This is a genomic window from Shouchella rhizosphaerae (genome assembly GCF_900142675.1).
Taxonomy (GTDB): Bacteria; Bacillota; Bacilli; order Bacillales; family Bacillaceae_D; genus Shouchella; species Shouchella rhizosphaerae.
In genome coordinates this window covers 350,137-374,712 of sequence record NZ_FRBS01000005.1, presented here as the reverse complement: position 1 = coordinate 374,712, position 24,576 = coordinate 350,137, and the positions used below count along the sequence as shown (strand labels likewise).

At 43.7% G+C, this 24,576-nt stretch carries 21 protein-coding genes; 14 read left to right on the top strand and 7 right to left on the bottom strand.

Annotation, left to right across the window (positions count from 1 at the left end):
• Positions 1-196 precede the first annotated feature (196 nt).
• Complete coding sequence (locus BUC05_RS15970; protein ID WP_073305327.1) at positions 197-1,663, top strand: UDP-N-acetylmuramoyl-L-alanyl-D-glutamate--2,6-diaminopimelate ligase; 1,467 nt, start codon at positions 197-199, stop codon at positions 1,661-1,663.
• A 3-nt stretch (positions 1,664-1,666) separates the two neighbouring features.
• On the opposite strand, the gene BUC05_RS15965 is transcribed toward BUC05_RS15970, so the two are convergent.
• Positions 1,667-2,509 (bottom strand): STAS domain-containing protein, encoded by an 843-nt coding sequence (locus BUC05_RS15965; protein WP_035203248.1) that lies wholly within the window; start codon positions 2,507-2,509, stop codon positions 1,667-1,669.
• 229 nt (positions 2,510-2,738) lie between these two features.
• On the opposite strand from BUC05_RS15965, the gene BUC05_RS15960 reads away from it, so the two are divergent.
• The 5 genes from BUC05_RS15960 to BUC05_RS15940 all read left to right on the top strand — a co-directional run bounded on the left by BUC05_RS15960 (position 2,739) and on the right by BUC05_RS15940 (position 6,508).
• Entirely contained in the window at positions 2,739-3,332 is a 594-nt protein-coding gene (locus BUC05_RS15960; protein ID WP_035203245.1) for a TetR/AcrR family transcriptional regulator, read from the top strand.
• Positions 3,333-3,412: 80 nt separating this feature from the next.
• Positions 3,413-4,102, top strand: coding sequence for a YqeB family protein (locus BUC05_RS15955; protein WP_011248297.1), 690 nt, complete (start codon positions 3,413-3,415; stop codon positions 4,100-4,102).
• Between the two features lie 175 nt (positions 4,103-4,277).
• The gene (locus BUC05_RS15950) at positions 4,278-4,583 is read left to right on the top strand and encodes a PadR family transcriptional regulator (protein WP_170969632.1); all 306 of its coding nucleotides are present in this window, start codon (positions 4,278-4,280) and stop codon (positions 4,581-4,583) included.
• Positions 4,584-4,585: 2 nt separating this feature from the next.
• The gene (locus BUC05_RS15945; RefSeq protein ID WP_011248295.1) at positions 4,586-5,167 is read left to right on the top strand and encodes a hypothetical protein; all 582 of its coding nucleotides are present in this window, start codon (positions 4,586-4,588) and stop codon (positions 5,165-5,167) included.
• A 456-nt stretch (positions 5,168-5,623) separates the two neighbouring features.
• Positions 5,624-6,508, top strand: a complete 885-nt coding sequence (locus BUC05_RS15940; protein ID WP_011248294.1) for a VanW family protein — start codon at positions 5,624-5,626, stop codon at positions 6,506-6,508.
• Positions 6,509-7,443: 935 nt separating this feature from the next.
• Here BUC05_RS15940 and BUC05_RS15925 read toward each other — a convergent pair.
• Positions 7,444-8,082, bottom strand: a complete 639-nt coding sequence (locus BUC05_RS15925) for an SOS response-associated peptidase (protein WP_011248293.1) — start codon at positions 8,080-8,082, stop codon at positions 7,444-7,446.
• Between the two features lie 190 nt (positions 8,083-8,272).
• On the opposite strand from BUC05_RS15925, the gene BUC05_RS15920 reads away from it, so the two are divergent.
• The 3 genes from BUC05_RS15920 (at position 8,273) to BUC05_RS15910 (ending at position 12,378) form a co-directional block, all read left to right on the top strand.
• On the top strand, positions 8,273-9,238 hold the full coding sequence (locus BUC05_RS15920; RefSeq protein WP_011248292.1) for a S8 family peptidase: 966 nt from the start codon (positions 8,273-8,275) through the stop codon (positions 9,236-9,238).
• Positions 9,239-9,393: 155 nt separating this feature from the next.
• Positions 9,394-10,359, top strand: coding sequence for a DMT family transporter (locus BUC05_RS15915; protein WP_041824099.1), 966 nt, complete (start codon positions 9,394-9,396; stop codon positions 10,357-10,359).
• A 537-nt stretch (positions 10,360-10,896) separates the two neighbouring features.
• The gene (locus tag BUC05_RS15910; RefSeq protein ID WP_011248290.1) at positions 10,897-12,378 is read left to right on the top strand and encodes an SA1320 family protein; all 1,482 of its coding nucleotides are present in this window, start codon (positions 10,897-10,899) and stop codon (positions 12,376-12,378) included.
• Between the two features lie 166 nt (positions 12,379-12,544).
• Here the strand turns inward: BUC05_RS15910 and BUC05_RS15905 are convergent, their stop codons facing one another.
• On the bottom strand, positions 12,545-13,708 hold the full coding sequence (locus tag BUC05_RS15905) for a dicarboxylate/amino acid:cation symporter (RefSeq protein WP_011248289.1): 1,164 nt from the start codon (positions 13,706-13,708) through the stop codon (positions 12,545-12,547).
• A gap of 180 nt (positions 13,709-13,888) precedes the next feature.
• Between BUC05_RS15905 and BUC05_RS15900 the strand changes: the two genes are divergently transcribed.
• The gene (locus tag BUC05_RS15900) at positions 13,889-15,577 is read left to right on the top strand and encodes a M3 family oligoendopeptidase (RefSeq protein ID WP_011248288.1); all 1,689 of its coding nucleotides are present in this window, start codon (positions 13,889-13,891) and stop codon (positions 15,575-15,577) included.
• 264 nt (positions 15,578-15,841) lie between these two features.
• Positions 15,842-17,944, top strand: coding sequence for an ATP-dependent Clp protease ATP-binding subunit (locus BUC05_RS15895; RefSeq protein ID WP_011248287.1), 2,103 nt, complete (start codon positions 15,842-15,844; stop codon positions 17,942-17,944).
• Between the two features lie 171 nt (positions 17,945-18,115).
• On the opposite strand, the gene BUC05_RS15890 is transcribed toward BUC05_RS15895, so the two are convergent.
• Complete coding sequence (locus BUC05_RS15890; RefSeq protein WP_035203235.1) at positions 18,116-18,739, bottom strand: N-acetylmuramoyl-L-alanine amidase family protein; 624 nt, start codon at positions 18,737-18,739, stop codon at positions 18,116-18,118.
• 427 nt (positions 18,740-19,166) lie between these two features.
• On the opposite strand from BUC05_RS15890, the gene BUC05_RS15885 reads away from it, so the two are divergent.
• Both BUC05_RS15885 and BUC05_RS15880 read left to right on the top strand, forming a co-directional pair.
• Complete coding sequence (locus tag BUC05_RS15885; protein WP_035203234.1) at positions 19,167-19,463, top strand: hypothetical protein; 297 nt, start codon at positions 19,167-19,169, stop codon at positions 19,461-19,463.
• 671 nt (positions 19,464-20,134) lie between these two features.
• Positions 20,135-21,673, top strand: a complete 1,539-nt coding sequence (locus BUC05_RS15880) for an AcpB/EbpR/MafR family transcriptional regulator (protein ID WP_035203232.1) — start codon at positions 20,135-20,137, stop codon at positions 21,671-21,673.
• Positions 21,674-21,869: 196 nt separating this feature from the next.
• Here BUC05_RS15880 and sda read toward each other — a convergent pair whose 3' ends face one another.
• From sda to BUC05_RS15865, 3 genes are all read right to left on the bottom strand, one after another.
• Positions 21,870-22,013: a sporulation histidine kinase inhibitor Sda gene (gene sda, locus BUC05_RS15875; protein ID WP_081427673.1), complete on the bottom strand. Its 144-nt coding sequence runs from the start codon at positions 22,011-22,013 to the stop codon at positions 21,870-21,872.
• Positions 22,014-22,102: 89 nt separating this feature from the next.
• Positions 22,103-22,549: a YhjD family protein gene (locus tag BUC05_RS15870; RefSeq protein WP_035203230.1), complete on the bottom strand. Its 447-nt coding sequence runs from the start codon at positions 22,547-22,549 to the stop codon at positions 22,103-22,105.
• Entirely contained in the window at positions 22,546-22,896 is a 351-nt protein-coding gene (locus tag BUC05_RS15865; RefSeq protein WP_011248283.1) for a YolD-like family protein, read from the bottom strand. Before BUC05_RS15865 ends, BUC05_RS15870 begins: the two co-directional genes overlap by 4 nt.
• A 271-nt stretch (positions 22,897-23,167) precedes the next feature.
• Here BUC05_RS15865 and BUC05_RS15860 point away from each other — a divergent pair, with 271 nt between their 5' ends.
• Entirely contained in the window at positions 23,168-24,400 is a 1,233-nt protein-coding gene (locus tag BUC05_RS15860) for a DUF418 domain-containing protein (protein WP_035203227.1), read from the top strand.
• Positions 24,401-24,576 lie beyond the last annotated feature (176 nt).

Below are 24,576 nucleotides of genomic sequence, written 5' to 3'. Positions count from 1 at the left end.
ACTTCAAGCAGCTACAATAGCTGCTTGTTTTTTTATCCGTAATCGCTCCAGCAAGGCAGCTTCTTTGATTAAAATAAAGCTTTGGTAATGAAAACGTACAGCGTTCAAGCTTACAGATATTGCATGTGCTCATTTGGTGGTGCTTGCCCATACTAAGGGCAATGAAAGATAGCGAAGCCAAGGAGAAGGAGCCAGTATGTTATTAAGACATTTGTTGGATATATTGGAGTACGAGGAACGTCACGGCAGCGATGCTGTTAACATAACCGGCATATCGAATAACTCAAAAACAGTGAAGCCAGGTGATTTGTTTATCGCCATTGCGGGCTATTCGATCGACGGCCACAAGTTCATTGACCAGGCGATTGCCGCAGGAGCTAAAGCAGTCATCGGCGAGAAGGAAATCGGAAAACAGACTGTTCCTTATATAAAGGTGACAGATAGCAGAAAGGCGCTTGCGTTAGCTGCAAAGCGCTTCTATAAAAATGAACAGAAGAAAGCGATCATAATTGGCATAACAGGAACAAATGGAAAAACAACAACGTCCTATATGTTGAAACACATAGTAGAAACATGTGGGCATACATGCTCTCTGTTTGGGTCTGTCCAAAACATCGTAAACGGACAAATCTTACCAGCAACTACAAACACGACGATGGATGCTCTGGAGCTACAAAGGCAATTGGCAGCGAGCAACGACCAAGTGGTTATTATGGAAGTCACTTCCCATGCATTGATGCAGTATAGAGTATTTGGAATCGAATTTGATTATGGGTTGTTCACTAATTTAAGCCAAGACCATTTGGATTATCATGGAACGATGGAAGCTTATTTTGGGGCAAAGCTACGGTTATTTGAACAACTTGCGCCAGCTGGCAAAGCCGTCATTCACGCTCAAGGTGAATGGGGGGAAGCATTTCTAGCCTCTTTGAAAAAGATGGATGTGCCTTACATTTATACATTAGGTGGAGCAGAAGCGACGCTACAATTAAGCAATGTCCGGATCGAAAAGCCGATGCAAGCCACGCTTGCTGAAGACCATAAATCGTATGATTTAAAGGTTCCTCTTCTTGGCGAACATAATGTGTACAACGCTGCAATCGCTTTTTTGACAGCGCGCTTGCTTGGGCTGAATGCAAGAAAAATGTTGGCTGCACTTGAAAAATTCCCAGGGGTTCCTGGACGTTTTGAACTTATACACCATCCAAAAGGCGCCAATATCGTGATTGATTATGCCCACACAGAAGAGGCGTTTTATCATTGTTTAAAAACAGCGAAAGAGTTAAATGCCCGTCGAATCATTCATGTGTTCGGCTTCCGTGGCAACCGCGATACGTCAAAACGGCAGGCGATGGTTAACGTTTCGAAAAGGTTCTCTCACTTCATTATTTTGACTATGGATGACTTAAATGGCGAAAGCTTTGAAAGGATGAGGAAGAAGCTTGAGAACTACCAACTTGGCGAAAATGGAGTTGTGATTCCCGACCGCACAAGCGCCATTGCTTATGCGTGGGAATTAGCGGAAAACGGGGATTGGGTTTTTATTACAGGCAAAGGGCATGAAGCCTATAGGCAATCGTACCACTTGCCAACCCAATCCGATAAAGATACGGTACAACATTTATGGCAAAGAACAATAGCCAGTAAGATGTTGGTTGACTGAAATTTAGCCTAACTTTGCTTCAAAACTTAGTTTTTCCAGTGCTGCAGAGATGGATGAATAAATGCGGATATGGGTAAAGTCAATGCCAAGTTGAATCGCCGTTTGGGCAATTTCTGGTCGGATGCCTGACAGTGAAGCTTTTGTTCCAATTAGTTTTAATCCATCTATTAAGGAGAAAATCTGATTGGCGACCATCGTGTCAATCACCGGCACGCCAGACAAATCAATGAGCAGTGAATCAACGCGGGTGTTGACGCATTGTTCAAGAGTTTGATCAAAGATAACTTTTGCTCGGTGCGTGTCAATTTCACCGATAAGCGGCAACAGTGCTACTTGCTCATTTAAATGGATAACAGGAGAACTGAGTTCTGTAATCATATCTTTCTGTGCTTGCAGTAGTTCTTCGGATAACTCCTGGTTACGGACACTAAACGCAATCATAATTTTTTTGAACGAGTGGAAAATTAACTGGATCGTCTCGTTATACTGTTTTATGCTCATCTCAGGATGGTGCGTTTCCACATATTGGTGCAAGACGTGTAAATATAAGGATTGAGTATTTAAAAATTCTTCCATAATTTCAGGGAGGGGTGTATCCAAATGAGCAGGGTCCGAGGCGATGTCAGTAACCCACTTATCTATGTAGATGTCGACTTCTTCATTTGCTGGATTGAAAATTTCAATAAACAGTTCGTGAAACTGGTGGTTTTGCGCTTTTAATTGCTTGATTTTTATTGGGTCCGTTGTTCCATAAATCCCCTCTTTCGACTTGTCTAAATTTGCATACCATGTTTCCGTCAACTCTGCAGATCGGTCTTTAAAATATTGATATAAAGACAAAGGCATAAGCGTTCGCTACTCCTTCTTAAATACTGTATTTATCGTCATTATTACAGCTTTTTAAGCGCTTGTCCAGATTGTGGCCCGCAACAAGGACAAACGATGTTTTCGCAAGTATGTCGCTGTTTCTCTGTTACTTGAATCGAAAAGGAACCTCTTGACTTGTCTTTCTATTTCATGCTAATTTGATTACATAATCAATTTTTTGATTGTTTATTCAATAGGGGGGAGTCCCGTGGCCGAATCGTTTATTGCCGAAGCACGCAGAGAACAGATTATCCAAGCATGCATAAGAACGCTTTCTGAAATAGGCTACAATAAAATCAGCTTAACAAAGATCGCCAAAAACGCGAAAATTAGCACAGGTTTGATCTCCTATCATTTTACCGATAAAGCGGACTTAATTCATCATACGCTTATGTATTTAGTTGCTGATCAGCTTCATTATATTAGTGAGTGCATAGAAGCGACGAAAAAAGGGGCAACGGAACAATTAAAGGCTTTTATTGAGGCGAGCCTTGCTTATCAGGCAACCCATTATGAAAACAATGTGGCCATGATTGAAATTGTTTTTAATGCCCAAACGGAAGACGGCACGCCTTTTTATCTTTTAGCAGACAAGGAGACAGATGGGCTCGAATTGTTATTAACCGAAATTTTGATCGCTGGGAAGGACAAAAAAGAGTTTGCCACTGATTTCGATCCAGCGCTTGTTGCCACGATCATTCAAGGAGCGATAGGGGAGATCATGTTAAAAAACTGCAACCATGAGCAATATGAAACGTATAAAAATGAATTGACACGGATGGCTTTAAAGATGCTGGCTTAGAGCTATCCATCTTCTACGAAATAAAACTGATTGAACAGCCAAATAAAAAATTGGTTAACTAAAAAAACGGAGGATGAACCATGCAAAACGTTACCAAACTAGGCCCGAAGCGTTTTGAGCAGGGGCTTGTGTGGATAATACCGGCTCTAGTAGGAGGAGCAATCGGCTGGTTTCTGCCAGCGATTATTGATTTTTTGCTAAGTATTCCTTTCTTGTCATCGCAAGGCGTTCTGTTGCTCATTGATTCGTTTTCCGCCTTATTTGTTTCCATTGCTGGAGTAGTGGTTGGCGTATTGTTAGGACTGATTTTGTCGGGGGCAGCTTTTCATGAATCGTTAGTGGTTGATGTTTCCGACTCAAATGTTACCGTAATGAAGAAAAACAAACAAAAACAGTTTTTAAAAACGGATATTTCTGCAGTGTTTGTTGAACATAAGAGCCTTGTCATTCTCGGGGCAAATGGGAAAGAGCTTTATCGCGAAACGATTGATGTCAAGCAAGACAAAGTCGAGCAAGCGTTTTGGCACCATCGTTATCCATGGGTTAAGAGCGATCCATTTGCTAATGCGTACCGACTTTGGACGCTTAGCGATGAAGCTTGTGGTGAAGCAGCGAACAAGGTTCTCTATTCACGCCGTATGGCCTTAAGAGAAGGGGAAAGCGAACAAGCAGAGCGGTTGCGGGAAGATTTGCGAGAATTAGGTATTGCCGTAAAAGATAAGGGAGAAGAGCAGTATATCCGCTGTATGCAAACAAATAATAGCTATTAGCACAGAATCAATTTCTGTGCTTTTTTTTGCCAGTCCCTTGACATTATATCTACTTAGTAATACTATATACCTGTACTTAGTAATACTATATACCTGTACTTAGTAATACTATATAGCGGTGCTCTTTCATCCTTATTTGCATAAAGAGGTGCTTGTTATCGATAATTTAAGTTTAATGCTCAAAGGAGTATTGCAAGGAATGATTTTGCAGTTGATTGAGAACAAAGAAATGTATGGATACGAAATTACACGTAAGCTAAACCAACTGGGTTTTACTGGCATCGTCGAAGGGACCGTTTATACTGTGCTTGTTCGTTTGGAAAAGAACAAGTTGGTCAATGTGGTGAAAAAACCTTCTGATATGGGTCCGCCGAGAAAATTTTATACATTAAACGAGGAAGGCAAGGAAGAGCTTTTGCGCTTTTGGGAAAAATGGGCGTTCTTAAGTGAACGAATTGAACAAATCAGAAATGAGGGATAAGAATGGCTTTAAGCAAACAGGCGCAAGAAAGCATTAAATTATTCGCGAAAGAACAAGCCAGCAAGCATTTGGACAATGCGGAAATGAGTTATTTTGAAAGTTTAAGCCAAAAAAGCGGCGAAGTGAAGAAAAAACTCGCCAAACAAATGGAAAAGTTTAAACGGACATCCAAGCAAACCCTTGAAGCACGTGAGGATTTAGAAACGTATATGAGCGATTATGTCAATGATCTCATGAGCCAAGGCTACCAAGAGGAAGAAGCGATGGAGCTGGCCAAGCAAGCACTAGCTGCTGACAGCGACAGCGATTTAGCGGCAAATTTTCAAGATAAGTATAAAACGTATTATTTAACCCGAAGCCCTGAAATGGAGGAAACAATCGGACTGTTTTACGCAGGCTTTATGTTTGTTGGCATGGCGATCGGTGCCGTGGTTGGCATACTGATAGGGGCGTTTGTGTTTACTGCACACTTTTTTGCCTCAGTGGCGATCGGTACTGGTCTCGGGTTGATTTTTGGACTCGGCTGCGGCATGCTTAAGCACGGCTCTATCGTGAACAAATCATCAGCCAATGACCGCTATTGATGCGAGTATTTAGGAAAACTAGTTAGGTAAAAAACGCCTAACTAGTTTTTTTGATTCGTGTAGCCCATGTAACATTTTGGTGTTTGTGGCAACTAGGGGCCTAAATTTCTAGTGTTTTCGCCGTTCGTTTACACATTATGTCTCTTGTTCGGACAAAAATGGACAAATTAAATTACAATCATATTACAAATCGATTACATTTTTCTTGCTTATTCTAAGTGTTTGTTATAAAATCAAAATGGATGGAAATATATTCTATCCATTTAGCGAAAAGTAAACCTAGTTGTCTACTTTTCGGGCAATCATAATCGAATAATCCGTTACATACGCTATCTAGGAGACTTTGAAAAATACCGAAAAAAGAAACTTTCTAGGATTGTTTCAGTTTTTAAGTCGGATGCTGTGTTTTCTTCCTCCTAAATGAAGCAAAACGGAGTGATTGAGAGGTGTTGACGAATGAAACACTTTCTGGCACTTATGGCGTTTGCCTCTATTTGTGTGCTCGCCGCTTGCGGCAGTGGTGAAGAACGTGTGGCCGCTTCAGTTTCTACCCACGAGAACGTTGTCCTGGAAAAAACCATTCCTGACCTTTCCGTGACCGTTTTTTTAGACGAGGAAGAATTCGATAAACTTCCAGTGGAGTTGGTCAACGAGGATGACCTCCGAAAATGGGCAAGGGACTTGGCTAGAGGCAAAGACGGCTTTGACCAAACGATGATACCGGCTAAATGGAATGGCCAAGAACTAGTTGGCGGCCAAGACCAAGTAACGCTCGACGAACAGAAGCTCGTTGAAGACATCCTTAGCTTAAGCGTTTGGGAGCGAGAAGTGACGCTGCCTATCAACAGGCAAGCAATTTCTGCCAGAGCCGAAGATATAAACAACATTGAGAATAAAACAATTGGCCACGGCCGAACAAGCTACAATAAGAGCGTTAGCGGACGTGTTGAAAACATTCGCTTGTCGACAGAAAGCGTAGACTATGTCGTTTTAGGGAGCGGCGATACGTTTACGTTTAACGGCATTGTAGGCGAACGCACAAAAGAACGGGGCTACCAAGTGGCAAGCGTCATTATGGATGGCGATTTTACAGATGGGCTTGGCGGCGGCATCTGCCAGACATCGACTACTCTTTACAACGCTGTTCTTGACGCAGGTTTGACGGTATTAGAACGCCATCCGCATTCTCTCCCAGTTGGTTATGTAGAAGAGGGCATGGATGCGATGGTAAGCTGGGGCAGTGCAGATTTGCGCTTCCGTAATGACTTTGATTACCCAGTCGTGATCCGTGGCGGCGTTGATAAAGAAAAAGGCGAAGTCTGGTTCGACATTCGCAAATAATGTTGGGTGAGGGGAACGAAAATGGTCGTTCTCTTTTTTTGTTGGAGAAAAAAGAAAATACTTGAATATTGTGTAAAATTTGATGTCGAAATGGAAGGGGGAATTAAAAAAGAAGAGCGTGGTCTATCAGTGGGGCAACTAGATTGTTTTCTTGTAAATCCACGTGGATATATGACAAATTTCAATTTTATAACACTATAAATCGGTGAGACAATCGTTAAAAACAGGCAACCTATTCTTTATAAACAAGTCGCTTTTTTTTGTACTTCATACTAACGCGAAGCTAGTAATGAAAAGGGTTATGAACGAAACAATCATTAGAAACGGGTATGGAAAGAACTTGTTTTGAAAAGCATAAATATAATGATCCAACGATGTGACTCCTTGAATAGGAACGTTTCTCCCGTCCACCTTTACTTGTATATTACGAACCTCACTTCCTACGTACCAAGTAAGTGCGAGTGAAAACAACAATATCATTATAGACGCGCCTAATGGTAAAGAGTATTTGTAAAAATTCATTTATTTCCCTTCTTCCCTTAAACATTTTTATCCATTATAACACGAAAGGTTTTAAATTAACTATTATTTCAGAATACAAATATTAATACTGAGCATCCATCCGTTGGACTGCTTTGCGACGAGGTAATGGGAGCGAGTGATCGTAATAACGCAAGGAGGCAATTGCTTCGCCGCTAAAAAAAGGCCCCAAACAATAGACGTCTGGGACATGAATGGTGCCCTTTAGAAGGGCGAGAGAATGGAATTCGGGAGCGAGTATGGTGTAGGGGAGAATACTCGCTCTTTAAATACTACCATATTTATCGGAAAAGTAAAGATTTAAAATTGGTTTTTTTGATAACGGCTTTTTCATCTATTTTCTGCTTTGTGGTTGAGCGAGCCCCCATCTGTCTCTTTTTTGCTCAGCATAGAGTTTATAGCGGTCCCTTGTATGTTGGGTTGTTTATAGCTTTACTGATTCGGCAAGCATGCATTTTATCACTATCATAAGGCTCAAGCACTTTTTGAAGTAGGGAGGCGTCGGTAATATCAACATCAAGCCATGCTTCGCGGTTGCCTTCTTCTAAAATAACAGGCATGCGGTCGTGGTATTTTGCCACTAGCTCATTGGGGCGCGTGGTAATAATCGTGCAGGAAGAGACCGCCTCGCCGCTTTCGCTGTCTTGCCACGTGTCCCATAATCCAGCAAACGTCATGAGCCGCCCATTTTCGTTTTGAAAGTGGAATGGGGTTTTATCACTCGTCCATTCATAAAAGCCATCGGCGACAATGAGGCAGCGTTTACGGGGGAGCAAGTGTTTAAAAGGCATCGTATCGGCAATGGTTTCCGCCCTAGCATTAATCGGTTTAGGGCCTTTGTTCTTCTGTTTTGACCAATGAGGGATAAGGCCCCAATGAAAAAAGCATGCTTTTGGCGCCGTATGAATGGCAGCGATCGCAAGAATCTCTTCGGTAGGCGCAATGTTATGGCTAGGTGGAAACGACGGAATCTCAATGCCTAACTCCTCTTCAACGTCAGTAGGTGAGGCAGTTAGCGTAAAACGTCCACACATACAGCAAACCTCCTTTTTAACAAGTATATCCCTTTTTGCTTATTCCATAGACAAGCCTACATAACAAGTGGACAAACTTGGCATATTTCGTTCAGTTCGTCCATATATCTGTAAAAAGCGTTTAGCAGCTTAGAGAACACGAACATTCACATAGGACAAAATCGCAATCTTTGAAAAGGAGTGTCTGCACATGCGTAAATTTCGCTTGATCCCGTATAAGCAGGTTGACAAGGCAAGTGCTTTATCTGAAGTACCGATGGGGGTCGAAATCGTTGAAGCACCTGCTGTGTGGAAAGCTTCAGGCAAAGGAGCCGGCCAAATTATTGGCGTAATCGACACTGGTTGCCAAGTCGATCATCCTGATCTGGCTGAAAGAATTATCGGCGGTGTCAATTTGACAACTGACTATGGCGGAGATGAAACGAATTTTTCAGACAACAATGGGCATGGGACACATGTGGCAGGGACTGTTGCTGCTGCAGAAACAGGGAGCGGCGTCGTTGGAGTTGCTCCGAAAGCGGACTTATTCATTATAAAGGCGCTGAGTGGCGATGGCAGTGGGGAAATGGGCTGGATTGCCAATGCGATACGCTATGCAGTGGATTGGCGCGGCCCTAAGGGCGAACAGATGCGTATCATTACGATGTCTCTTGGTGGCCCCACTGACAGTGAAGAGCTTCATGATGCAGTCAAGTATGCTGTGAGCCACAATGTGTCGGTTGTATGTGCTGCTGGAAACGAAGGGGATGGCCGTGAAGACACAAACGAATTTGCTTATCCCGCAGCATACAATGAAGTGATTGCTGTAGGTGCTGTTGACTTCGATTTGCGGCTAAGCGATTTTACGAATACGAACGAGGAAATTGACATTGTTGCGCCTGGAGTAGGCATTAAGTCAACGTACCTTGACAGTGGTTATGCCGAGTTGTCAGGCACATCAATGGCAGCGCCCCACGTCGCTGGAGCTTTGGCATTAATTATTAATCTAGCAGAAGATGCCTTTAAGCGCAGTTTATCGGAAACAGAAATTTATGCGCAACTTGTCAGACGGGCGACGCCAATTGGTTTTACTGCGCAAGCGGAAGGCAACGGGTTTTTAACATTAGGCTTAGTTGAGCGTATTACTGGCCAGTTTACTGAGAAAGGCAAAAAATAAGGTCGTGGGATAACCACACAGCAAACACTCTCTCTTCGAACATGCAGGGGGAGTGTTTGCATCTGCATCGCTTTGAGCTGTTTTGCTAAAAATAGCGCATCTCGATAAGGAAATTTAGTATACTGAAAAGAAGTTTAATGTTTCGAGGTGCTGTCATGAAGGCAATGTTACTTGGCATTTTAGCCGCTTTTTTCTTTTCATTTACCTTTTTATTGAACCGAATGATGGAAGTTGAAGGTGGAAGTTGGTTGTTTAGCGCGTCATTGCGCTTTTTGTTTATGTTGCCATTTTTGTTGGTTATCGTTTATATCCGAACGGGATTCAAAGCACTGTGGCTGTCGGTGCGCAAAAACCCTTTCCCTTGGTTTGGTTGGAGTTTTGTCGGGTTCGTCTTGTTTTATGCGCCGCTTACGTTTGCTTCAGGCTATGCGCCTGGCTGGCTTGTTGCTGGTACTTTCCAATTGACGATTGTTGCCGGCTTGCTGCTGTCGCCGCTTTTTTATCATGTTTCAGCAAATGGCAGCAGAATCAGGCAAACGATTCCCTTACGGTCGCTTTTGTCTTCGGCCGTTATTTTCGTAGGCGTCGTCTTTATTCAAGCACAGCATGCGACCAGTATTTCTGGAAACTTGTTGTTCTCAGTCGCGCCTGTTATCGTTGCTGCATTTGCTTACCCACTCGGTAACAGAAAGATGATGGAACTTACTGATGGACGTATCGACACCTTTTCCCGTGTTCTGGGGATGACCGTGATGACGACGCCTGTATGGGTGGCATTGTTTGTGACAGGGACGATTCAACACGGATTGCCGACCGCTTCGCAAACAGGCCAGGCATTGATCGTCGCCATTTCTTCCGGAATCATTGCAACATTGCTTTTCTTTTATGCGACAGACCGTACACGGAAAAAACCAAATCAACTTGCCGCCGTCGAAGCAACCCAATCAGGGGAAGTCATTTTCGCACTCATATTGGAGCTTCTCTTTTTGCACGCATTGTTTCCTTCTCCCCTTGCGCTTCTAGGGATTGGACTTATTGTCATTGGCATGGCGCTGCACAGCTTTCTCTCACGGAAAACAGCACAGCCGGGTAACAGTAGATCTAGAAAGATTTTGGACTAGAGAGATTAAAACGAAAATCCCGAATGCGTACATACGTTTCTCTCAGGCTGAGTGATTTTGGCGACAGCCGCAAATCGCATCTCGCGTTTTTTTTGCTGAAATGAAAAGTTGGGACAAGTAAGCGGATACAAACGGTCGGGGCAAATCTATAGAACTATTACTTCTCTACTGTTTTACTAAAAACGCAGATTTTTTGCGTGAACATCATAACAAAGGAAAACATTTCCGTTAAAATACATACGTAGAGAATAGCAGTCTTAGCTGCCGTATTTCTAAAATAGCATCTAGTAAGTGAGTGTTCTTTCCATCTCCCTATTCCGATATACCCGCAATCAAGTAACATTAATGACATCTTTTAGCTGGCAATAGGGATCCATTAAGAACATATTTCCTGACATATTAAAAAAGTAGGGAACTCTAGAAAGCGCGATTCTTGTTACGAAGCCACACGTTCTTCCCTGAAAAAAGAAAAACGTTTCTTGGCTAATTAAGATCATTTTGAAGCGGGATGTAGCTTCTTTGTAGGAGGATGCACCGATGAATGGAGAAAACGAAAGGGGCAAGCTTGCTGAGCTAGGCCAAGAAGATATGGGCAGCGATAAAAGGCAAGTCTTAATTGTCGGAAGCCAGGAAGAGGGGGGCTATGAAGCAAGTTCACTAGATACAAGCCTCATGACAGAAAAACCGTTATATAGTGGAGGGGCCCAACAGATCGAACTTGATTATGGGTCGGTAGCCCAGTTAGGCAATTTATTGGAACGTACTGTACAGGAAAGGTTGCTTTTAGTCCGTACGCATATTAACGATGCGAAGGATATTACAGAGCAGGAGAGCGCACGCTTCCTAGAACGAGTCAACCAACTTCGTGAAATGTATGTCACGCTCGTTGAACAGGCAGGGGAGGGCGGGCTTTTTCAAGGGATTGGCCAAGCAAGTGGCCGTCTTACCCAAGCCATTTCTGGAGTGCAGCAGCTCATTAGCGATGCGGAAAGGTGTTGCCGTGGCCTTCGGGAAGCGCAAACGAATGCACCTGAGGAATTAGCTGGTTCGGTCTCGCAACAGGCCGTGCAAATGGAAGACATCTTTGCGGAAATTAGACATCTTGTTTCTCGCTTGGAAGAAGGGGCTGACCAGCTATTTTTGTTTGTTAATCATGTGTCAATGAATTATATTGAAGATGTGTTTAGGGGCGGACAGGACCTATTTGCCGACTCGGTAGTCGAAGAGTTTCGCGCCCATTTGGATTATATTGTCCGCAACGAACAACAAGTTTACCAGCAAATTGCCGATTATAAAGAACAAGTCGTATTTCTTGCCCAAGCTTTTACAGAACAAGATCAAACACGTGCCCTTGCCGATCAATCAAGCGCGAGCGGGGCGGTTAACCTAGCTACCCAAGGAACGTCCTATCCTCTGGAAGACTCACCTTATATGCTGTCGGCGATGGATATCCGGGAATTTCACGCTACTAACGGAATTGAGCGATTGTCAACGGCGACTGTACCGTTGCTGTTTAACATCTTAGAAGAGACTGTTGTCGCTGTAAAAAAACTAGAACTTCTCGGAGAGGAAGCGGTAGCTGCTGTCCAGGAGGCTTCGCATGTGCCCCTATACGGCACACTTTCCGTAAGTGGGGAAAGCCTATTTGCTTCTTATCGTGCCTCAATCGAGGAAAAAGCGCTAGAGGCTATGAGCTTGCTCAGAGAAGCGAATACTCAAGTAGCTGGAATTAGGCAAGGACTTTATTCCCTCCAATGGAACTATCCGTCTTTACTTGAAGAATTGCGCCCACAGATCGAAGAGGTTCTGTTTAATGGCATGGCTTTCCAGAGTGTTCATGCGTGCCACTCCGCTGCCAGTGATCTTTTAAATGAAATGCAAATCGCTTTTAAAGATGTGGTCTTCCAGCTCGCCCAAAATCAAGCTCAGTCCATTGAGGAGCTGCACAACAGTTCTCATATGATTGTCGAAAATATGGAATTGCTAAAATCGCAAATGAAACGCGGGACAATAGGCTAATAAGAAGCGCCTTCCACACGGAAGGCGCTTCAAACTGTAGGCAAACGCTCGCATACTTCGTCGTTTGCCTCACTCATATGCTCATGAACCCACGTTCTATTCGCATCTTCCCTCGGCTGCACTCCTCGTCTGACAAGCGCTTTCTATCAGTCTGAGGACGCTTCTTTTATGACGACTGATGGTTGCCTAATCGTCTTTCTTTTAAACCATTCATTAACACGGCAATCGCCCCGTCACCTGTTACGTTTGCAGCTGTTCCAAAACTGTCTTGAGCGAGGTAAAGGGCAATCATCAGGGCGATCGCTCCTTCCTCAAAGCCTAGCATAGAAGTAAGGATGCCTGTCGCAGCCATGACTGCTCCCCCTGGAACACCAGGAGCGGCAATCATAATGATGCCGAGCATAAAGATTACAGGAATCATTCCTGAAAATCCCGGAAACGCCAATCCTGGGTAAATGTGCATAACCGCTGTAGCAGCTGTTAAAATCGTAATGGTGCTCCCTGAGAGATGGATATTTGCGCATAATGGCACGACAAAGTTCGTGATCGAGTCACGGATGCGGTTTTTTCGAACAGCTTCCAGTGTAACAGGAATGGTTGCAGCACTGCTCATTGTCCCAAGCGCGGTTACATACGCAGGCAACATCGCTTTTAGCAACGATAGTGGATTGTTACGATTAACGGCTGCCGCTACGGTATATTGAATAAATAGCCAAATAATGTGCATAGCCACCGCTAAAAGCAGGACAACGCCAAAAACGCCTAATGTGTTAAAGACAGTGCCTTCGTAGCTCATTTCCGCAAAAACGCCAGCGATATAAAAAGGAAGCAACGGAATAATGGCCTTACGTATGACTAATTCAACAATGTTTTTCCCTTCCTCGATAAAGCCATATAGTGTACTTGAATGTGTGGCGGCAATCCCGATGCCGAAGACAAAAGCAAGAAGCAACGCCGTCAAAACGTCAAAAAGCGGCTCAACCGACAGTTGCAAGAACCCCTCGATTTCTGAAGGGGCGTTGGCGCCTGTCCCAGCAATCCCCAGTGAAGGAATAACGTTCATCGCTACGAAAACCGCAAAGAAGCCGGCTAGAATCGTTGACAAATACGAAATGAAAATGGTCGAGCCGAGCATCTTTCCTCCGCCCTTGCCTAGAGCAGCAATGCCAGCAGCAATAAAGAACACAATAATAAGCGGAACCATAAAGAAAATAAAGCTGCCGATCACGTCTTTTATCGTTACCATCAATTTGGCAATAAACTCATTGGCAACAAAGCCAATAGCAACACCGGCAATAATACCAAAAACAAGCCGGGCAATTAATTTCACAAACAACACTCCAATCTAAATAACGGTTGTTACTTGAAAAGTACGTTGCTAGTATACCATTATTTAGTAGGCTTCGCATTGAGAGCGTTATCATTGCCGTCCTGTTGAGTGAAAGGGCAAAAACGTTTCATTTTCAAAAACGCCTAAGTTTGGTACGATTAAGTACATGGAGGGGAAAATATGGGAAAATTTTATCAAGAACAATTGGATTTTTCAGATACGAAAAGCATTGAGCAAGCATTTACGAAATTGTTAGCTGTTTCTCTTGATACGAGAGAAGGACTTGAACGCTTTATGGAAGAGGAATCCGTCCTCCTTGATCAGTTGGAGGAAGCGATCACTGGGCATTATATTGATTTTAACTGCCATAACGGTTCTGAAGAAGCAAAGCGTGCCTTTGAGTATGACCAACAAGTGATCGAACCTCTAATGAAGCGTTATGAGGCTAAGCTCGATGAGGCGTTCTTGGCAGCGCCAGCTTTAGCACATTTGCCAGAAGAGAAATATGGCCTGTTTGTAAAAAGAAAACGAAATGCCCAACAACTTTACCGGGAAGAAAACGTCAAGCTTGAAATTGAAGAAGCAAGCCTCGCTACCGCCTATTTTGAACATACCGGTTCAATGACAGTAGACTGGGACGGGCAAGAGCTAACCATTCCACAGCTGTCTCCTTATTTTCAGAATGAAAATAGGGAGACCCGCAAAAAGGCCATGTCGTTGGCGAGGGAGGCGCTGCTCAAAATCGAAGAGCCATTGCAGGAAATTTTTTCGAAGTTGATGGTCATTAGGCAGCAAAAAGCCGAGAATGCAGGGCTCGCTAATTATCGTGATTATATGTTTAAAAAGTACGCCCGCTTTGATTACACGCCTGAAGATTGTAAACAGCTCGCTCTTAGCATTGCCAAACATGTGAAACCATTAAAGGAAAAGTTGCAGCGTAAGCATGCCGCCCAACTTGGCGTCGACACATACAGGCCGTGGGATGTGGAAGCCGTTATTCCCGGGCAACAGCCTTTAAAGCCATTTGAGGGAGCAGCGGAATTAATTGAAAAAGCCGGAACAGCACTTGATGCACTTGATGCTCGTTTTGGCGGCCTGCTTAGAAGAATGGATGGAGAGGGCATGCTTGACTTAGAGAGCCGCAAAGGCAAATCGCCTGGAGGCTTTTGTGCGCCACTGCCGATATCAAAGCTTTCGTTTATTTTTATGAACCACGCAAATACACATGATGACATGATTACGCTATTCCATGAAATGGGCCATTGCATTCATAATGACTTAAAAAAGGAATGGCCTTTGTCGCTTTACCGTGACACGCCGATGGAATCAAGCGAACTGGCGAGCATGTCGATGGAGCTTATGACAATGGACCAATGGTCATTGTTCTATTCAGAAGAAGACTTAAAACGAGCCAAATACAAACAATTAAAAGGCATTGTTGACTTTTTGCCAGCAGGAATTGTCATTGACCAATTCCAACATTGGCTCTATGAACACCCATCGCATAGCGAAGAAGAACGAAATCAAAAATACCGTGAGCTGTTAGAAACAATAGATGCCAATGTTTCTGATTGGAGCGGATATGAAAAATGGCGGGAGAGCAGTTGGATCAGGGTGCTCCATATTTTCGAAGTACCGTTTTACTACGTAGAATATGTGATTGCCCAGCTTGGGGCGCTGCAGTTGTATAAAAACTATAAACAAGAGCCTGAACAAACGCTTGCCCGCTATAAGGAAGCCCTAGCACTTGGCAGTTCAAAATCTCTTCATGAAGTCTACAGTGCAGCTGGAGTGCGCTTTGATTTTTCAGCAGAAATGATTGGCGATTTAATGGCTTTTGTTGAACAAGAGTTAAACGAGCTTGTCTAAAGATAGACTAGCTGCATCGTTTTTTATAAAACATAGAGAACTCTAGCTGCGGAGAAGGAGCGCAGCTCCCCATCGGCGTTCATTAATCTGACCTTTTTTGACTTTTTTTGCCCAAAGGGGTTGAAAGGTCAATGAAGGTCAGTTATAATAAAGCCATAGTCAACAGCCTCTTTATTTTAAAGGCTGTTTGTTTTTACTCACAAAGGTCAAAGATAGTCAAAATCAAATTCCGCTTATAAATAAAAAACAAGGAGGAGAAAGTCCATGAAATGTCAACATTGTCAAACTCGTGAGGCTGTGATTTCCTTGAATGTTGTTGTAAACAATCGTCAAAGCCACTATGCGCTTTGCCAAGAGTGCTATGCGCAGTGGAGCGATTCAAACATGAATGGTCAATTTGATTCGCTGTTTCAGCAATTTATGAATCAAGGCCAGCAGCCACAACAAAACGTGCGCACAAAAGAGCAAAAACGGACCGATGACGGTTTTCTCGGTCAATTTGGCCATAATTTAACAAACGATGCGAAAGACGGCAAAATTGACCCAGTGATTGGCCGCGACCAAGAAGTAGAGCGCGTCATTCAAGTGTTAAGCCGTCGAACAAAAAATAACCCTGTGTTGATCGGGGAAGCAGGCGTCGGAAAGACAGCGATTGCTGAAGGGCTTGCACGGCGAATTGCCAGCGGCGATGTGCCTGCAAAACTGCAAAATAAACAAATCTATGCGATTGACTTTTCTTCTCTAGTCGCCGGTACAAGCTACCGCGGCCAGTTTGAAGAACGGATGCAGAAGTTGATTGACGAAGTCAGCAGCCGTGATGATGTAATTGTGTTTGTCGATGAACTTCACATGATCGTAGGCGCTGGTGCTTCTGGAGAAGGCAACATGGATGCAGGCAATTTGCTCAAGCCAGCGCTTGCTCGTGGAAGCATGCAACTGATTGGGGCGACAACGCTAGCAGAATACCGCAAAATTGAAAAGGACCCGGCCCTGGAACGCCGCTTCCAACCGGTAACAGTCAAAGAGCCTACTACAAGCCAAGCGTTGGCGATTTTGCAAGGTCTAAAAGGCGTGTATGAAACGTACCACGGCGTTCGTTACTCAGATGAAGTGCTAGAAGCGTGCGTTAAACTGTCAGATCGTTATATTCAAGACCGTTATCTTCCAGACAAAGCGATCGACCTACTTGATGAAGCCGGTTCCCACTTGTCCTTGTCTTCTAACCATGAAGATAAAGCGACATTGGAGAAACGTCTTGCTACGATACGCGCGAAAAAACAAGAAGCAACTAAACAAGAACGGTATGAAGAAGCGGCCGCGCTTCGGGATGAGGAACTGAAAGTACAAGCAAAATTGCAAGAAGCCGTGTCAGAATTAGAACCAGTAGATGTCACTGTTGAAGATATTGAAATGCTGATTGAACGGCAAACAGGCGTACCTGTCCGTAAGTTGCAGAAAGCGGAGCAACAAAAAATGAAAGACTTGGCCAACAGGCTTGCAGCCAAAGTCATTGGGCAAGAGGAAGCAGTCGACAAAGTTGCCAAAGCTGTAAAACGAAGCCGTGCTGGTTTAAAAGCAGGCAATCGTCCAATTAGTTTTCTGTTTGTCGGACCGACTGGCGTCGGAAAAACGGAATTGACGAAACAGCTTGCCCAAGAGGTGTACGGCAAGAAAGAAAGCATGATACGCCTTGATATGAGTGAGTTTATGGAGAAACACTCTGTATCTAAACTGATTGGTTCCCCTCCTGGCTATGTTGGCCATGAAGAAGGCGGACAGCTGACGGAACGGGTGCGACGCAATCCGTACAGCATCATTTTGCTGGATGAAATTGAAAAAGCCCATCCTGATGTGCAACATATGTTTTTGCAAATTATGGAGGATGGCCGCTTGACGGATAGCCAAGGGCGTGTCGTTTCCTTCAAGGATACAATGATCATTATGACGTCAAATGCGGGTGTTGGCGTGACAAAACCATCGCTTGGTTTTACAGCTGAACAAAGCAAAACATTGGGGATTTTGGAAAACCTTAATGATTATTTCAAACCAGAATTCCTTAACCGCTTTGATGCATTGATCGAGTTTAACCAGCTTTCAGAAGAAAACTTGATTGACATTGTCGATGTGATGCTTGCCGATTTGAATGAACGGTTGGCAGCGCAAAACATTGAAATGGAAGTGAGCGAGGAAGCGAAGCGTAAACTTGCTAAACTTGGCTACCACCCTGCGTTTGGTGCCCGTCCGCTTCGCCGGGTGATTCAGGATACCATTGAAGATGATATCACCGACCTTTTGATCGATGATAACGACTTGAAGCGCGTAAACGTCGATGTCGTCGACGAGCAACTTGTTGTCCGTAAAGGATAAGCGCAAGGCAAACGGTGATGCGTGCGAGCGTTAGTCCGTAGTTTGCAGGCTGCTGGGATCATTCCAGCAGCCTTTTTTGGTTGTGCAGACACTAAGCTGTGCGAAGACTTAGGCAAAACGAGATAGATGCGTCTCTGTTTGTACAAAGGCTTGCTGGAACAGGTCATGCTTTTAATGGTATTGTTGGAGCCCGCGTACAATCGCTGTTGCAGCTTCGTTTGGAAAGCTGGCGGCTTTCATCCGTTCTGCTTCTTCAGCATTTGTAATAAATCCAAGTTCGACAAGGGCCGCAGGCATGGCAGTATTGCGCAATACACTAAAATTTGCCGATTTGACGCCGCGGTTTCTTGTATTTAGTGTGTTGACGAGTTCTGTTTGCAAAGCTGAAGCCAAAGCTTGTCCTTGGCTGCTTGATGGGAAGTGGAATGTTTCTGTCCCATGGGCACTTGGGGTAGCTGCATTGGCATGAATGCTAACAAATGTATCGGCATTACGGGCATTAGCAAGTTCGGCCCTGGCTTCGAGCCCAACATATACGTCCCCTGTTCTCGTCATAATGACTGTTGCCCCTGCCTCTTCCAGCCTATCTTTCGTATGCGCAGCTACTTTTAAAACAAGATCTTTCTCGGAAATTCCATTTGCGACTGCCCCAGGATCGCTTCCACCGTGGCCCGCATCAATGGCAATGACTTTACCAGATACACTAGCCGCCGCTTCTGATGCTAGAAAATAGCTAGTGGAGACTACTGCAAGGATGGCGGCCATCAAAAATGAAAAAGCATGCTTTTTTCTCATGAGCGCCTCCTTGGTTTTTATCGCTTGGCTTATTAGTAGTCTAAGAGATTGCCATAGAGGCAACAAGGGATTTTGTCGAAAACAGCCCTTCCTGATTAAAATGAAGGGAAAATATGTATCCAAAGAGAAAAACATGAAGAATCACAGTGGTTAAGTTTTATGAAAGCAAGGAAAAGCGTCTGAACAGAGGTGACTAGTAACGGTTCAAGATCGCCTAGTTAGGAAGCTGTTTAGCTCATTTCAATCTTTTGTCCCAGGTAGATATGGTAACGAAGTAACAAATCGGCTTAATTTCTCGTTTTTCGGCAATCATAGATGTTTCAAATTTTGCGAGCAAGGCGCAAAATATGAAATTAGCAAATTGGAAAACTATAGTAAAATAAGTACTAAAACCTAGACCTTTAGGCTTGTAATCGGAGGAGAAACGATGAAATCAAATTTAGAAGCATACCGGATTATGAATGACATTTATCGTCTATTGCGCCAAGAGGTAGGCTCTCCGACGTCTACGTTTCGTGAAGTGGTAGATTTTGCGATTGTAAAGCTACGCGGGCGAATGGAAGACAAAGAATTAAGTCGCCTCTGGCATATCGTTTACTTGCGTCAAGACATGATGAATTTCGAGACGATCTCCCGCAGCCAAGTCGAGTACTTAAAAGCTGTTCGCAAAGCTTTAATGAAAGCGCTAAAAAAGCAGGACGATGATAATGAGATCTGCGTATAAAAAACGCAGAAGCAGTGCTCAAGAGGGGGAGAAGGGGAGGAACGGCTTAACTAAACCATATTGGCAGATAATTCGGAATATAAATCGTTGAACGATTTCCTTATTTTATTCTAAGATAACGTTTTTTGTTAGGCCAATTAGCAGGCTTTTGCGTAATACTGGCAATGGGGTGCTATACAATGCATTTGCTATAAGCAGTCTGGTTATGGCTATTGATGGCTAGAAACAGTCATGTATTAGAAGTGCTTTGCTGTTTTTAACAGATAGCTACAAAAACAAAGGAATATTGACAGTCTTTGCAAAATAACTGGAAGGAAACCCAATTGTTGCGGAAAATAGGTAACCGTTATTTTTTAAACTTCATGTCCAATGATAAATTGTTTATGGCTAAGCGAGAGGAGGTGACAAAAAAGCGGGGGTCTGCACAAGAAAAATTATAGGGGGTTATTTGAACAGGCCAAAGCTAGGAGTTTGGAGGCAGAACGCAGCTGGTGGTTAAAGCGTTGATTGTAGGAAAGGGCTTGGGGTTTAGTCTACTCTTGTTCTTTATATAAAGCCCCTTTTATGGACTCACTTATAATAGCAATTAGAGGTTATGGGGGAGATGGCGTAGCAGGTTGATACGGCGAATATGCGGGATGCCGCTAGATCATTCACTAAGAGGGTTTTTTATGGATATGCTGACAGATAAACGCATTGAGCGCTTAGTGAAATTGATTCATTTCATTGGCGCCAAAGAGAACTGCACGAAGGCGGAAATCCGTAAAACATTGGCTTGTTCGGACCGCACGGTTGATTATACGATAAAAGAATTGGAAAAAGAACTACAGCAAACGGGCACAGACATGGCGATTGTGCGCAATGCTCATAATCAATATAGTTTTTCAAATAAAGATGACCGGCAGCTTAATGAAGTTTTGCGTCGTCTCTTTTTTCAGGATGATATGGTCCGTTTTATTGGCTGCTCTTTATCTGGCCGCTTAAGTGTGGATTCGTTTATTCAAAAACATTTCTTAAGCCGTTCTACATTCTTCCGTAAGCTCCATAAAATCAAACCTTTGCTTCATGCTTTCCATCTGCGGTTTGAGCCAAGGACGTTTAAACTTATTGGCAAAGAACATCATATCCGCATTTTTTATTTTTGCTTTTTTTGGGAAGTGACCGGAAGTGGAATTGCGTGGCCTTTTTCGATTGAAAAACAGTGGGCTAAACAATTGTTTGCGCCGATTGCAAAGGCAATGAAGTTAAACTTGTCCTCATTGCAAACAGAACGTTTCTTGTACTGGATTGCTATCCAATGGTTGCGAGTAAAACAAGGGCACTTCACTGACCTTTATGATGAGGCATTTCCGTCCGACTTGCAAACAAAGATGCTTGCACATGCTGGAGAATTGCTTAAAACCGTGCCGGAAAACATAAGGTCATCAGAAGTGCAGTTTTTATTGATCATTCTTTTAAATTCGCCATTTCTCTACCATGACGCGGAGCTTGTCGCTTCAAATCTAGCTGCAAACCAGTTACACCGCACTGAAGAGTGGAGGGCCACGCGGCGGTTCGCCCGTGCATTAAAAAAATGGTTTTCTAATGCATTAGACGAAGAAGCGGCGCAGCGGATGGAAGGGCATTTGCTACAAATCCACCGAAATAAACGGTACTTTTCCGTGAACTATTCGAGTTTTAAAGAGCGGATTCAACTAGACGTATTGCAAGAACGTCATCCGCTTATTACAGAAGGCGTTTTTGCTGCTTTTGAAAAAGTCTTGGCTGAGGAAATGGTGCCTTTTTTGCAAATGGATCAAGCTGCTTTGCTCATCCGTTATATTTTACTAGTCTATACATTTGCCGACATTGAGAAATTAAATGAACCATTGAATATCCACATCTTTTCAAGTGAAGGGCCTGTCTATGAGCAAAAGCTTTCTGAACGAATGAATGCTGCATTGCCGTACCATTTAAACGTCCAAACGTCCGTAACGTACACCCGTGACAAAGCAGAAATGCCTGCATTCATTGTGACAGATACACTTTTTCCCTATCATGAAAAAGTCGATGTTGTTTATATCCAGTCTCCACCAACGAACCAAGACTGGCGACGGATCCAACAACATTGTGAAAAACACCACAAAAGGGCGATTGAGTCGATCCTTCTTAAACGAAAAGAGCAGCAAGAGACGGAACACCTTTTCAAAAGGGAAATGAATGGGGGATAAAAAACCTGCAAGGCTAAGCAAGAACCTTGCAGGTTTTATAGGTTGTAGACTTGTTCTTGTTCATGGGCCGCCGAACGTCCGTTAGGTCACATCTCCGCTCGCCTACACTTCTCCCGCCTTCTATGTGTGAAGAAAAAAACCATTGGAAAGCCAAAAGCACAGTTGTCCACTATAAAGGGGGCGTGCCAAGAGACATTTATGTGTTTTGACCAGCTGTGTGCAGCATGCCTCTGCGGAATAATTCGTTTTTTAAAATCACAATAAAATCAACGGATAATTGATGTTCGATCGCTTGGTAGTATGAATGGAGCAGAAGGTCGTCTGATAAATCTTTCAGCATACGATATCCCCCTCTGTTATGTGGTGAGAAATGTTGGCTATGTGTGCCCTAATATTACTACATATAGTATTTAATATCAATAAAAAACCCTATATATATGATTGGTGATCGTTTAATTCGACCATGTAATAGCGGAGCGTTTTTTCAACATTTCTAGAAAGGACGAACGGCGCACCGCCAACTGAATATTTTACTCCTTTAACCCAATAAAGGTGTTCGATATAATGGGGAGACAAGGATGCTTTTTCAGAAACATGGATAGCGTGTTTTTGCATAAAGTCTTTTAGTTTTCTCATGTCGATGGAGAGGCGGGCGAGTGCTCGTTGAATGATGTTTATATAGATAGAAGGGTATTTAATGCCTGCCACTTGTTTCCCTTGGAAACGCACCAATTCCCGCGTCAAAATGATGCGCGCATAATGCAAGCGGATATAGGCTTGCGCCGCCTTTTCCGCTTTTTCGCTAATGGTTTCCCGGGCGGTTGGGGCAAGCCCAAACAGGGCTCGCACTTGGTTGTTGGACAGGTCCATGTTCAAACGGGGCTGACATGTTTGATGATACGCAAAGGAAGCCACTCGCACCTATCTGGAAAAGCGATTTTGATTCGCTTGTTCCATTCGTCCAATTTATCAATAGTGCCAATTTTTTGGCGGTAGCGTCCGTGATCCCAATAAGTGACAGTCACCTCATACGTGTGATTTAACGCGTCCATGATGGTAGCCCCTAGCTCGCGCCATTCGTCATCGTCCAACTCTCCATGCAACGGAACGTCCTCTTCCTGCCGTTGAAGTTCAATCCATGCCTGTTTATGCTCAGGCAGCATCATCCGACTTCCTTCCCATAACAAGTTTCCTCGATGGATGTACCACTCTTCTTTTCCCATCAGCAAACTCCTTTCTTATTGGAACGTTTGTTTGTATTGTATGCGAATGTCCGTTCGATAACAAGAGGAAAATAGAGGAAAAAGACTGGTTCTTTTCTGGATGGGAACAGCGTAAATGTAAGAAGGAAACGTCGTGCCTGTTAGCACCATGAAAACAGCTATCGCATTTCTTGAATACGTGCAATAAAATGGGCAAATTGTGTTATGATGTTGCTTAAGGCTTATGGTAAGATGAAATTTTTGCGAAAAACAAGGGAAGAGGAGACGTTGTATGAAACTAACTGCGACCATGCCTTCGGAGCGGATTCACGAGTTGGACATGATCCGGGGAATTGCCTTGTTCGGCATTTTAATGGCAAACATGATTGCCTTTAAAACGTTAGCTTTTACCGATGCGAGCTCTATGCTTGAGGGGAAAGCCCTGTCTGAAAACCGCTTGGACGCCAATGTACAGCTGTTTATCAGTTTTTTTGTAGACGGCAAGTTTTACCCGATGTTTTCTTTGCTGTTTGGACTTGGGTTTTTTATTTTTTATACCCGCGTTCTAGCGAAAAATATGGCAGCAACACGGGTTTTTTATAGGCGGATCGTCTTTTTGCTAGTGGTCGGTCTTGTGCATTTGCTGCTCTTATGGTCAGGAGACATCTTGTATACATATGCATTAACAGCTTTGCTCTTGCCATTGTTCTTCCACCGCAAGCAAAAGACGCTCATTACTTGGACGATCGCTCTAATGCTTGTTTCCGCAGTAACGATGACATGCTACATGTTGTTTTTAGGAGTTAGCATGGAATTTGGCTTACGGGAAGGGCTCATGACAATGGAAGACATTGCTGGCGATACGGCTAGTGCTTTAGCAACAATGGCGAACGGCACCTATTTACAAATAGTAGAATATCGCTTTTTTAATGAATCATTTTTCCAACTTTTCACCGTTATCTTTGTCATACCAGGAATTTTGCCGTTGTTTTTAATTGGCTTATCGATGGGGAAGGCAGGAATGTTCCATGATGGGAAAGCCAACGTAACACGCTGGAAAAGGCTGTGCTGGATTGGCTTCTTGGCGGGTTTGCCCCTTACGTTGCTTGAAGTGTCGATCAGATACAATTTAATCGACATCAATCCTGTGTTTACACAAGGGTTGGCCGAGGGCATCAGAATGCTTGCTGGCCCGTTGCAAATGTTGTTTTATGTATCAGCATTTGTGCTCCTTTTACAGAAAGGAACAGTGGCACGGTTGTTCATGCCAATTGCTTCGGCGGGGCGCATGGCCTTGACGAATTATTTGCTGCAAACGATTGTGGCAACGACCATCTTTTATGGGTATGGCTTTGGGTTGTTTGGCAGCGTCTCTAGCAGCCAAGGGTTACTTATTGCCATTGTCATTTATGCTACGCAAGTTATACTTAGCCACTTGTATTTAAAAAAATGGAAACAAGGGCCCCTTGAAGCTTTATGGCGGAAATGGACATATAGCGGCGGGGCGGCCAAACGTACCGCATAAAGAGCCATTTGGGCAATCGCCCAAATGGCTCTTAGCCTGAAAAAGCACCCCTTTTACAACGAGTTTCGCTTACAACCTCATCCGAGCCATACTGGACTAAACCTCAAAATCTGCTAACATTTGAAAGCTACTGGAAGAACTTCTGACAAATTAAAGGCGATATTAAAGAGGGATTT

Excerpts from the sequence above, each read along its gene's own strand:
- BUC05_RS15865 (WP_011248283.1), bottom strand. The coding sequence starts at position 22,896 with ATGGGAAAAGAAGAGTGGTACATCCATCGAGGAAACTTGTTATGGGAA.
- BUC05_RS15895 (WP_011248287.1), top strand. The coding sequence starts at position 15,842 with ATGAAATGTCAACATTGTCAAACTCGTGAGGCTGTGATTTCCTTGAAT.
- BUC05_RS15925 (WP_011248293.1), bottom strand. The coding sequence starts at position 8,082 with ATGTGTGGACGTTTTACGCTAACTGCCTCACCTACTGACGTTGAAGAG.
- sda (WP_081427673.1), bottom strand. The coding sequence starts at position 22,013 with ATGCTGAAAGATTTATCAGACGACCTTCTGCTCCATTCATACTACCAA.
- BUC05_RS15860 (WP_035203227.1), top strand. The coding sequence starts at position 23,168 with ATGAAACTAACTGCGACCATGCCTTCGGAGCGGATTCACGAGTTGGAC.
- BUC05_RS15880 (WP_035203232.1), top strand. The coding sequence starts at position 20,135 with ATGGATATGCTGACAGATAAACGCATTGAGCGCTTAGTGAAATTGATT.
- BUC05_RS15910 (WP_011248290.1), top strand. The coding sequence starts at position 10,897 with ATGAATGGAGAAAACGAAAGGGGCAAGCTTGCTGAGCTAGGCCAAGAA.
- BUC05_RS15970 (WP_073305327.1), top strand. The coding sequence starts at position 197 with ATGTTATTAAGACATTTGTTGGATATATTGGAGTACGAGGAACGTCAC.
- BUC05_RS15940 (WP_011248294.1), top strand. The coding sequence starts at position 5,624 with ATGAAACACTTTCTGGCACTTATGGCGTTTGCCTCTATTTGTGTGCTC.
- BUC05_RS15950 (WP_170969632.1), top strand. The coding sequence starts at position 4,278 with ATGCTCAAAGGAGTATTGCAAGGAATGATTTTGCAGTTGATTGAGAAC.
- BUC05_RS15945 (WP_011248295.1), top strand. The coding sequence starts at position 4,586 with ATGGCTTTAAGCAAACAGGCGCAAGAAAGCATTAAATTATTCGCGAAA.
- BUC05_RS15885 (WP_035203234.1), top strand. The coding sequence starts at position 19,167 with ATGAAATCAAATTTAGAAGCATACCGGATTATGAATGACATTTATCGT.
- BUC05_RS15920 (WP_011248292.1), top strand. The coding sequence starts at position 8,273 with ATGCGTAAATTTCGCTTGATCCCGTATAAGCAGGTTGACAAGGCAAGT.
- BUC05_RS15915 (WP_041824099.1), top strand. The coding sequence starts at position 9,394 with ATGAAGGCAATGTTACTTGGCATTTTAGCCGCTTTTTTCTTTTCATTT.
- BUC05_RS15965 (WP_035203248.1), bottom strand. The coding sequence starts at position 2,509 with ATGCCTTTGTCTTTATATCAATATTTTAAAGACCGATCTGCAGAGTTG.
- BUC05_RS15890 (WP_035203235.1), bottom strand. The coding sequence starts at position 18,739 with ATGAGAAAAAAGCATGCTTTTTCATTTTTGATGGCCGCCATCCTTGCA.
- BUC05_RS15900 (WP_011248288.1), top strand. The coding sequence starts at position 13,889 with ATGGGAAAATTTTATCAAGAACAATTGGATTTTTCAGATACGAAAAGC.
- BUC05_RS15955 (WP_011248297.1), top strand. The coding sequence starts at position 3,413 with ATGCAAAACGTTACCAAACTAGGCCCGAAGCGTTTTGAGCAGGGGCTT.